This window comes from Centipeda infelix ATCC 43532 (assembly GCF_000234095.1).
Lineage (GTDB): Bacteria > Bacillota > Negativicutes > Selenomonadales > Selenomonadaceae > Centipeda > Centipeda infelix.
In genome coordinates this window covers 521,927-528,938 of the sequence record NZ_JH376800.1, presented here as the reverse complement: position 1 = coordinate 528,938, position 7,012 = coordinate 521,927, and the positions used below count along the sequence as shown (strand labels likewise).

9 protein-coding genes, 1 pseudogene and 1 CRISPR repeat array are annotated in these 7,012 nt (G+C 54.4%); all 10 genes and pseudogenes read right to left on the bottom strand.

Annotated elements, in window-relative coordinates; all coding sequences use genetic code 11:
• Positions 1 to 114: 114 nt before the first annotated feature.
• Complete coding sequence (locus HMPREF9334_RS11235; protein WP_039957587.1) at positions 115 to 435, bottom strand: hypothetical protein; 321 nt, start codon at positions 433 to 435, stop codon at positions 115 to 117.
• A 144-nt stretch (positions 436 to 579) separates the two neighbouring features.
• A complete protein-coding gene (rpsR, locus tag HMPREF9334_RS11230; protein ID WP_006306231.1) occupies positions 580 to 813 on the bottom strand; it encodes a 30S ribosomal protein S18 in 234 nt (77 codons plus the stop codon).
• 44 nt (positions 814 to 857) lie between these two features.
• On the bottom strand, positions 858 to 1,304 hold the full coding sequence (locus HMPREF9334_RS11225) for a single-stranded DNA-binding protein (RefSeq protein WP_006693587.1): 447 nt from the start codon (positions 1,302 to 1,304) through the stop codon (positions 858 to 860).
• Positions 1,305 to 1,340: 36 nt separating this feature from the next.
• Positions 1,341 to 1,634, bottom strand: coding sequence for a 30S ribosomal protein S6 (gene rpsF / locus HMPREF9334_RS11220; RefSeq protein ID WP_006693586.1), 294 nt, complete (start codon positions 1,632 to 1,634; stop codon positions 1,341 to 1,343).
• A 107-nt stretch (positions 1,635 to 1,741) separates the two neighbouring features.
• Entirely contained in the window at positions 1,742 to 2,308 is a 567-nt protein-coding gene (locus HMPREF9334_RS11215; protein WP_006693585.1) for a TonB-dependent receptor plug domain-containing protein, read from the bottom strand.
• 67 nt (positions 2,309 to 2,375) lie between these two features.
• Positions 2,376 to 3,080, bottom strand: coding sequence for an energy transducer TonB (locus HMPREF9334_RS11210; protein WP_006693584.1), 705 nt, complete (start codon positions 3,078 to 3,080; stop codon positions 2,376 to 2,378).
• Between the two features lie 237 nt (positions 3,081 to 3,317).
• Positions 3,318 to 4,278, bottom strand: a pseudogene (locus HMPREF9334_RS12895) (glycine--tRNA ligase subunit beta); the annotation flags it as partial.
• A 9-nt stretch (positions 4,279 to 4,287) separates the two neighbouring features.
• Positions 4,288 to 4,856: direct repeats of the CRISPR family, unit length 33 nt; unit sequence GTTTCAATCCACGCGCCCCGTGCGGGGCGCGAC.
• A gap of 171 nt (positions 4,857 to 5,027) precedes the next feature.
• Positions 5,028 to 5,318, bottom strand: a complete 291-nt coding sequence (gene cas2 / locus HMPREF9334_RS11195) for a CRISPR-associated endonuclease Cas2 (protein ID WP_006693581.1) — start codon at positions 5,316 to 5,318, stop codon at positions 5,028 to 5,030.
• A gap of 9 nt (positions 5,319 to 5,327) precedes the next feature.
• Complete coding sequence (gene cas1c, locus HMPREF9334_RS11190) at positions 5,328 to 6,356, bottom strand: type I-C CRISPR-associated endonuclease Cas1c (RefSeq protein ID WP_006693580.1); 1,029 nt, start codon at positions 6,354 to 6,356, stop codon at positions 5,328 to 5,330.
• Positions 6,353 to 7,012 carry a CRISPR-associated protein Cas4 gene (gene cas4, locus HMPREF9334_RS11185; RefSeq protein ID WP_006693579.1) on the bottom strand — a complete coding sequence of 220 codons (660 nt, stop codon included), beginning with the start codon at positions 7,010 to 7,012 and terminating at the stop codon, positions 6,353 to 6,355. Before cas4 ends, cas1c begins: the two co-directional genes overlap by 4 nt.

The following is a 7,012-nucleotide window of genomic DNA, read 5'->3' as shown; positions in this document are numbered from 1 at the left end:
CGCACGGGGGAGGCTAGGATTATGGCATCTTAGCTTCCCTCGTCAGAGCGGGGGAAGTGGCGAGCGCAGCGAGTCGATAGGGGCGTTCGTGCAACGGTCCCTTTTTCCGTCTGCTCAGCGCCGCCACGGCGTACGCTTATCGTAGTCGCGTTTGATATTCTTCACTTCCTGATCGTGACGCTTCTGCTCCTCCTTCATCGCGCGGTCATACTTCTCCTGATTGCCGTCGCGCTGAAACTCAAAGCGGATCTTGCGCACGTTCTGCTCGTGCACGCGATCCTCCTCCTTCATGCGGAAGCTGTACTCATTCGTCGCACCGTTGATGTAGTCGAGCGACTGATAAACGGGCGCAGCCTCCACCGCAGGAGACAGTGTCATCATGCCAAATCCCAGAGCTGCCGCAAAAACACCTGCAATGCATTTTCTGTTCTTCATCATCATTTACTCCTTTACCTCGTGTTTCCTCCACCCCTACCCTACTGCCTTTGGGTTGGAGGGTATTTAAGCAGAGGTAAACAATGCGTTAGAGTTATGAAATTAAAAACGCCGCACCTATTCGGTGCGACGCTGAGGTTTTCCTTACTCCGCTGTGAACGGAAGAAGCGCAATGTTGCGCGCGCGCTTGATCGCAAGCGTCACCTGACGCTGATGCTTCGCGCAGTTGCCGGAAATACGGCGCGGCAGGATCTTGCCGCGCTCCGTCGTGAAGCGACGCAGCTTTGCGGCGTCCTTATAGTCGATATGATCCACCTTGTCCACGCAGAACGAGCAGACCTTACGACGAGGCTTGCGGCCTCGATCTCGTTTCATCATTTCGCTGTCCCTCCTTATTACGGGATGTACTGAGCATCACGTGCTCAGAATGGAATGTCGTCGTCAGGAATCACGGGACCCATCATATCCGGTGCACCGCCGCCCGCAGCGGGCGCGGCACTGTGCCCCATCGGGGCGTCATAGCCGCCCGAGGAACTGCCGGCATTCTTGGAATCGAGAAACTCGACATTGTCCGCCACGACATCCGTCGCATACTTGCGCTGTCCGTCATTGCCGTCGTAGCTGCGCACCTGAATGCGCCCCTCAACGCCGACACGGCGACCCTTCGTCAGATTGTTTCCGCAGATCTCGGCAAGTTTTTCCCAGCAAGTGACGGGAATGAAGTCCGCCGTCTGCTGTCCTTCCTGCTGAGCCGCCCGCGAAAAACGGCGATCCACCGCAATCGTGAAGCGGCAGAAAGCCTTTCCGCTCTGTGTGTAGCGAATCTCGGGGTCGCGCGCAAGGCGGCCGATCAATATGACTCTGTTCATCGGTTTCTCTCTCCTGCATGGATTCCCGTCAGTCGATTACTCCTCGACACCGTCCGCACGGACGATCATGTGCTTCAAAAGCTCGTCCGTGATCTTCATCACGCGGTCGCACTCAGCGACGCAGGCGGGCTCTGCATTGACGTACAGCAGAACATAGTATCCTTCACTGTGATCCTTGATCTCATAGGCGAGGCGCTTCTTGCCCCAGCGGTCCTCTTTCTCGATCTTACCGCCGTTTGCCTGAATGAGCTTCGTGAACTTCTCGATGACGGCGTTTGTCGCTTCTTCCTCCATCGGCTTCACAATAAATATGACTTCGTACAATCTCACGAAATCACCTCCTCTTCGGTCTATGACCGCCCCTTGAGAGCGGCAGAGTTAATTCTATGCGAACGCGCACGAAAGACGCACACGCTCGCGCGACAAGGGATAGTATATCACGTTTGAAGGATGTGTGCAAGAGAGCGGTAAGATTTCCAAAAAATTTTCTTCAGCCTCCTTGCGCCCCTTCCACCGCTTACGCGATCTCCCTCATCCACTGCAACATACTCCGTTCCACCATAAAACCGCGGTGCAACACCATAGAGACCATTAAGCTGGGTATCCTGCTGTTGTGCCTTGAAGCCGCGAATCATCCATGCCTGTGAAACTGTAGAAAGCGTAAGGTCTGCGACGGACGGGTCGTTGACAATAACATCAACGACCGAGTTCGCCTGCTGATTCTCGATGAGTTCGTTATTAAACGTCGTGACGTTGAATGGAACTTCCATAAAGTCACGCTCACCGAGCACGCCGAGATGGCTCTGACGTGCAATCTGTCCGCCCGCATAGACATTCGGCGTTTCTTCTACCGGCTCCACGGGCTGCGAGACGGGACGCTGCCCTACGACCTCGACGGTGTCGAGATCGTAGGAGTCCATCGCCGTATCCTCCGCCGCGAATGCCGTCATCGGCAGTGCTGTGACAGCCGCCGCTGTAAGGGCAATCCCGATACGGCTCTTCAACTTCTTCTATTCGTACTTCACTTAAAAACCTCCATGTCATCCCACTTCCCAAATTCCTTGTGTTCTCTTACGAGAATGAGAACGAACGGTTTACGCGGCACGCGACCGGCTCATCGTAGATGTTGCGTGCCGGCTCAAAGCTATAGGTGTACGCCGCCGTAATCGCCGCCTGATCGAGCTCTGCATGCCCCGAGGAGCTCGTAACATCGACGCTCTGTACGCCGCCGTTTGCCCCGACTACGATGGCAAGCCCGACCGTCCCCGTGATCCCCTTACGATCGAGCTCCTTCGGATAGGCAGGTGCAGAACCCGAGATGAGCTTCGGAGGGACGCTCGGTCGCTGCGCCGCTGCGGCATCGCGTCCTGTACTCTCGCCGCCGCCCGTACTTTCCGAGGGTGCAGCACTTGGCTTCTCACTCTTTCCCTCAGAGGTACTCGGTGCAGTGCTCGAATTTGTCGCGGCAGTCTTCGGTGTCTCCTTCGGCTGCTCCTGCTGCTCTTGCGGCTGCTCCTTCTTCGGAGGCTCAAGCGGGATATCGTCGATGCTCGGCATCGGCGCAGCCGCCTCTGCCGCAGGCTCGGGGGCACTCTCCGGCGCAGACGCATCGTAGATCTCAACGTCTATCGGGCGCTTCTCCGGCTCCGTCGCCATCGAGAAAAGCCCCATCGCCGCAGCTGCAATCAGAATGCAAAAATGTATTCCGAACGATGCCCCCCACGACAGATACTTTTCCTTCACCGTAACATCCAAATTTTCACCCCCCATAAACATCATATGTCTACAATGATAACCCCTATCATTTTTTAGCTTTCACATATTAACATAAAGCAATGACTTTGACTAGAGGGAAAACAAAAAAAGGTGGACGACTGCACGAGATTCATCTCCGAATCCGTACATCGTCCACCATTATGTCTTTGCTCAGTTCAGTACGATCTTGCTGTAGTCTGCCGTCTGGAGGAGATAGTTATCAACGGCTTTGAGAAGGCTCAGGCGATTTGCACGCACGCGCTCCGTAAGGGCGTTCTTGAGGCACAGACGGATGAAATCTGCGACATCGGTCTGCATCTTCTCACGCGCCATCTCGTCAAACGCATAGAGATTGCACGCCTCATCGACAAGATCGGAGAACAGGAGATCGCTTTCGTTCTCAATCAGCATGAGGACGAGCCCGAGTGCCTGACGGCGCAGGGCAAAGGGATCCTGCGAGCCCGTCGGGATCTTTCCGCGGCTGAACGTGCCGACGATGTTGTCGATCTTATCCGCAACGCTGAGTGCAAAGCCGAGTGCCGACTGCGGCAGTTCGTCCCCCGCAAAGCGCGGCATATACTGCTCGTCGATAGCACACGCGACGGCGAGCTTTTCTCCGTCGAGAGCCGCATCCTCACCACCCATGATCCCCTACAGCTCCGTAAACTCTGTCACCATGCCCGTCACGAGATCTGCCTTCGACAGCTCTGCCGCCCGCAGCCTTCGCCGTCTCTGCAATCTGTTCCGTTATCATGGCACGCCAACGCTCTTGATCGACAATAATATATGCCTTTTCACACGCCGCCTCATAGTCTGCGGGCGAAAAAATAATGAAGTCCTGTGGAGACAGCGTCCGATGTCCGCGTGACGTGTTCCCACTCGTGACATTTGCAAGCGTAAAGGATACAACCTCCGTCCCGTAGAGTGCGACGATCCAACGAATCGGTCGGATGAAGCGGAAGTCCAGATCGCCCCAGCGCATACTGTTCGGCAGGGGGATCGCACGAATCAGCTCCGGCAGGAGTTCCGCAAGCAGCTGCGCCGTCTCCGCGCCCTTTTCGTGCACAACGGCATAGACATAGCCGTCCCGCTGAATGAGCTCGGAGGGCTCGACCCCCTGCCCGCGCGCAAACCCCGCGCCTGCCTTCGTCGGATTTCCCTCCGCATCAAAGGCAATGGCGAGCGATGTCCCACGCATCTCCGTGCTGACACGCTCCTGATTCATCTTGTTTCAATCCACGCGCCCCGTGCGGGGCGCGACCGTAGACACTTGCCGCCGTCCCGAGGATCGTAGCGTTTCAATCCACGCGCCCCGTGCGGGGCGCGACCAATGCCAAATAGTCTCCTTGCGGATATCATTGTGTTTCAATCCACGCGCCCCGTGCGGGGCGCGACGGCGAACTCGAGGACGAGGAGGATATGGAGCTGCTGGTTTCAATCCACGCGCCCCGTGCGGGGCGCGACCACTGGGGCGTGTCATGGAGTTCGGCGCGACGATGTTTCAATCCACGCGCCCCGTGCGGGGCGCGACACAGTCCTAAAGGAATCCTTACACATTCCTACAAGTTTCAATCCACGCGCCCCGTGCGGGGCGCGACTTGATTTTCATTCTATATTCTCCTTTACTAAGGGTTTCAATCCACGCGCCCCGTGCGGGGCGCGACAGCGTTATAGTATAGTTAGTAGATAACTTTCATGTTTCAATCCACGCGCCCCGTGCGGGGCGCGACTGTCTTCCTCTGCTGCGAGCGGTGACGGGTCTGCGTTTCAATCCACGCGCCCCGTGCGGGGCGCGACGGCAAAAGAAGTCACAATTTCCCTCTTTTGCCACATATTCATGGGTGTTACCCGCCATGAATATGATTTTCTCGGTGCACATGCCCCACGCCCCTCCTTTAGCGTGATTCACGTACCTACATTTTTACACTTGATTTTCTGTTCACTTCACCTTCGCACTCTTCCAAGTGCTCATATGATGATAGCAGCCTCCATGTCATAGGACTCTTTGACACCATAGTGCGTCACTTTTGGTCCTATATCTTTGCCAAGATAATAAAATCGAAGGCTGTCGGTCTGCAAGTCGATGATCTCAAGCAGCGCAAGCTCCAATTTCTTACACTGGGTCGGGTCGACCTTGCACTCAAAAACAGAGTTCTGCACACGTTGTCCGTAGGCACGACATTTGCGTGCAACCTGCCGTAGGCGCCGACGTCCGTCGGCATCAATGGTACTAATATCATAGGTGATTAAAACATACATGGCAAGCCCCTATTTCCACAAAAATGGCGGGTATGCATCGAGATCGCCGCGTAGGTGACGAGCAAAAAGCAGCGCCTGCACATGAGGTACAAGCCCCCATTTGATTTTTTCCTCCATGAAAGGATGGGTTATGTCCCCTTCTTTGTGTGTATGCCACGCTTCCAAAATCTTCTTACGCCCGTCATCGGTCAGCCGAACAGCACCGCTTTCCTCCATGCAAAAGTCTTTTCTGCTGATCTTTTTTGTGTTGACCATAGAAAACGCTGTGCGATCTGCGATTGGGCGTAGTTCCTCCATCAGATCAAGAGCAAGCGACTGTCTGCCAGGACGATCACGATGCAAAAAGCCGACATATGAATCCAGCCCCACCCCCTCAAGTGCAGCCCCTACATCATTCATTAAGAGCGCGTAGAAGAAGGAAAGCAGACAGTTCATGTTGTCGAGCGGTGGTCTCCGATTGCGTTCTGTGAAGAAAAAATCTTCTTTTTGCTTGAGGATCATATCGTCGAACACAGAGAAATAGCTGACTGCAGCCTTTCCTTCGACACCGCGCAACTCCTCCAAATTAGCAGTATGCATGACCTCATGACAGGATGTCCGCAGAAATTCGCTAATGCTCTGAAGTTTCTCCCCGTCAATCCGCATAGCATGGTCTCTTCGTGTCCGCTCGATTGTCCAGCGTGCATTGTAAATCTTGCCAAGAATAAAGTTTTTTGCAAGCACAAGACTTGCATCTTCATCATCCGCACGTCGATACTGTTCCCTGCGCAGGAGGACGTTGCCGTTCATCTTGCCGATAACACGCGCCTGAAAGTGCCCCTCTGGCGTCATAAATGTCAGCGCAATATTTTCCTCGGCACATTTTCGCATAAGGGCCGGACTTGCACCTGTATAGCCAAACGTTGTAATCTGCTCAAAATTATGAAGTGGAAAACGTGCGAGCTCCCGCTCCTCGCGGATGACTACGATGTTCCCCCCATCGAGTGCAAGATATGCCTCGTCTTGATTGACAAAGAGCGTATTCAAAAGAGGTTTCATTCTTCCGCGAGCCTCCTCTCAAGATACTTCCTCGCAGAACCGAGCCGATTCAGCTTCGGCATACAGACCTGATTCAGCGAACAGTTTACGCACCCCTTACGCCGCTTGACAAAAGGTGTATTCCCTCTTTGGATATACTGACGCATTTCCTGTACCAGAACAGGAATCCGCTGTTTTAGTTCATCTGAGAACTCCACCTTGACACGACGGCGTATTTCCCCATAGTAGAGATATCCATAGGGAATATCTGCCATGAGCATATCCTCAAGGCAGAGTGCCTGAAGAGTCAGCTGAAGGACGTCCTCCTCCCCCTCTTTGGGCTTTCCACGCTTGTACTCGATTGGAACAACGCAGTAGCATCCCTCGTAAGAGGGAATGCGTACACCCGATGTATTCGCATGGAACTCCACCACATCACACGCTCCGGAGATTCCAAGTCGGGTTGATGCGACGCGCATTCCTCGCACAATGATCTTATTACCGCGCTTTTCCCTCAGCGTCTCATCATGCGCTTTTTCGTGCAGGGCATTTCCCTCAACTGTCAGAACATTTTCCTGCCAATGCTGCTCGAGATGAATCAACCCCCACTGACGCGGGCAGAAAACATAATGCTGAATCTCCGAGAGCATAAGGTACTCTGCTTCAGCATACCCCAT

Bases quoted from the DNA above. Each gene is read 5' to 3' on its own strand.
- HMPREF9334_RS11235 (WP_039957587.1), bottom strand. From the start codon at position 435: ATGAAGAACAGAAAATGCATTGCAGGTGTTTTTGCGGCAGCTCTGGGA.
- rpsR (WP_006306231.1), bottom strand. From the start codon at position 813: ATGATGAAACGAGATCGAGGCCGCAAGCCTCGTCGTAAGGTCTGCTCG.
- HMPREF9334_RS11225 (WP_006693587.1), bottom strand. From the start codon at position 1,304: ATGAACAGAGTCATATTGATCGGCCGCCTTGCGCGCGACCCCGAGATT.
- HMPREF9334_RS11210 (WP_006693584.1), bottom strand. From the start codon at position 3,080: ATGTTTATGGGGGGTGAAAATTTGGATGTTACGGTGAAGGAAAAGTAT.
- cas2 (WP_006693581.1), bottom strand. From the start codon at position 5,318: ATGTATGTTTTAATCACCTATGATATTAGTACCATTGATGCCGACGGA.
- cas1c (WP_006693580.1), bottom strand. From the start codon at position 6,356: ATGAAACCTCTTTTGAATACGCTCTTTGTCAATCAAGACGAGGCATAT.
- cas4 (WP_006693579.1), bottom strand. From the start codon at position 7,012: ATGGGGTATGCTGAAGCAGAGTACCTTATGCTCTCGGAGATTCAGCAT.